The sequence below is a fragment of the Nocardia sp. NPDC005978 genome, from assembly GCF_040614455.1.
Classification (GTDB): Bacteria; Actinomycetota; Actinomycetes; order Mycobacteriales; family Mycobacteriaceae; genus Nocardia.
Window position 1 is genome coordinate 1 of record NZ_JBEXUS010000242.1, and the last position, 1,326, is coordinate 1,326.

General features: G+C 64.7%; 1 protein-coding gene and 1 tRNA gene. One reads left to right on the plus strand and one right to left on the minus strand.

Going from position 1 to position 1,326, the window contains the following annotated elements:
- Positions 1-49: 49 nt before the first annotated feature.
- Positions 50-123 (minus strand) — tRNA-Met (locus ABZ319_RS40415).
- A gap of 536 nt (positions 124-659) precedes the next feature.
- Between ABZ319_RS40415 and ABZ319_RS40420 the strand changes: the two genes are divergently transcribed.
- A complete protein-coding gene (locus tag ABZ319_RS40420; protein WP_354991882.1) occupies positions 660-1,193 on the plus strand; it encodes a transglycosylase family protein in 534 nt (177 codons plus the stop codon).
- Positions 1,194-1,326 lie beyond the last annotated feature (133 nt).

Below are 1,326 nucleotides of genomic sequence, written 5' to 3' on the forward strand. Positions count from 1 at the left end.
AATAACTTATTGTGCCAATAAATTTTTTGGTTCCGGGCCACTTCGTTAGTAGCGGGGACAGGATTTGAACCTGCGACCTCTGGGTTATGAGCCCAGCGAGCTACCGAGCTGCTCCACCCCGCGTCGGTGAACACCACATTACACACGGCTGCGTAGATGGGGCAAATCGTCTGGTCACACGCGGTTTCCGGGTTGCGAAGAGATGATCACGCGGGGTGCGCGGGGACGGATTCCGGTGCGGCCGGGCGGTTGCCGGGGGCGTGGATCGAGTGACAAACCACACCCCGGCGCGCGTGCGCGCGCTGATCCCCAGCCGGAGGGCAGGGAAAACGTGACCGGCCCCACAAATACCTCGTGATCCATATCACATCACAGCCGTATAACAGACCGGTTGGAATATCAAAATGCAGCATAGCCAGCCTGCATGAACCCCGTTTTTCGGGTTATTCGCTTCATGCAATTCTGGAGTTATCAAGACGTGATCTGCCGAGATTTACTCGTTATCGTCTGTCTCGGCCCTGATCAAACCTGTGACGGGCTCCGAACCGAACCGCTGCACGTCGGAAACCCTGTCCCGCGGTTAGGTGCCACGACCCCCTGGGGACAGGGACACGGCGGATCCGCTCGCCGGGTTGGCAGGCGCAGGGAGGGAAACCACCATGAAACAGAACCGGAAGATCAACTCCCGCGTCCTCGGCCTCGCGGCCGTGACCGGCGCACTTGTTGCCGTCCCGTTCGGCTTCTCCGCCACCGCCTCCGCTGCACCCGCCCACGACTGGGACGGTGTGGCCCAGTGTGAGAGCGGCGGCAACTGGGGCATCAACACCGGCAACGGCTACTACGGCGGCCTGCAGTTCTCCCCCGGCACCTGGGCCGCCAACGGCGGCACCGGCATGGCCCACCAGGCCAGCAAGGACGAGCAGATCCGCGTCGCGGAGAACGTGCTCGCCAGCCAGGGCGTCGGCGCGTGGCCGCACTGCGGCCGCTTCCTGCGCGCGGGCGTCTCCGAGCCCGAGGCCCCCGAGGTCCCGGCCGTGCCCGAGCCGGTCGTCGCCGCGCCCACCGAGCGCCAGGCCATGATCGACCAGGCCAAGAGCGTCGCCGGCGGTCTCGCCGAGCAGTTCGGCGTGCAGGGCCAGTACCACCAGATCCTGGATCAGAACGCCGCCCTCATCGAGTCCTGGGGCCGCTGAGATCGAACTTCCTTCCCCATACCGGAAGAAGTGAAAAGCGCTGCCGTCGAGTTCGACCTCCAGCCGCTACCTGGTGCACGCCACGCAGTCCGGGATCGGGCTGCCCGACGAGTCGTACTACCACAAGGACGAG

Bases quoted from the DNA above. Each gene is read 5' to 3' on its own strand.
- ABZ319_RS40420 (WP_354991882.1), top strand. From the start codon at position 660: ATGAAACAGAACCGGAAGATCAACTCCCGCGTCCTCGGCCTCGCGGCC.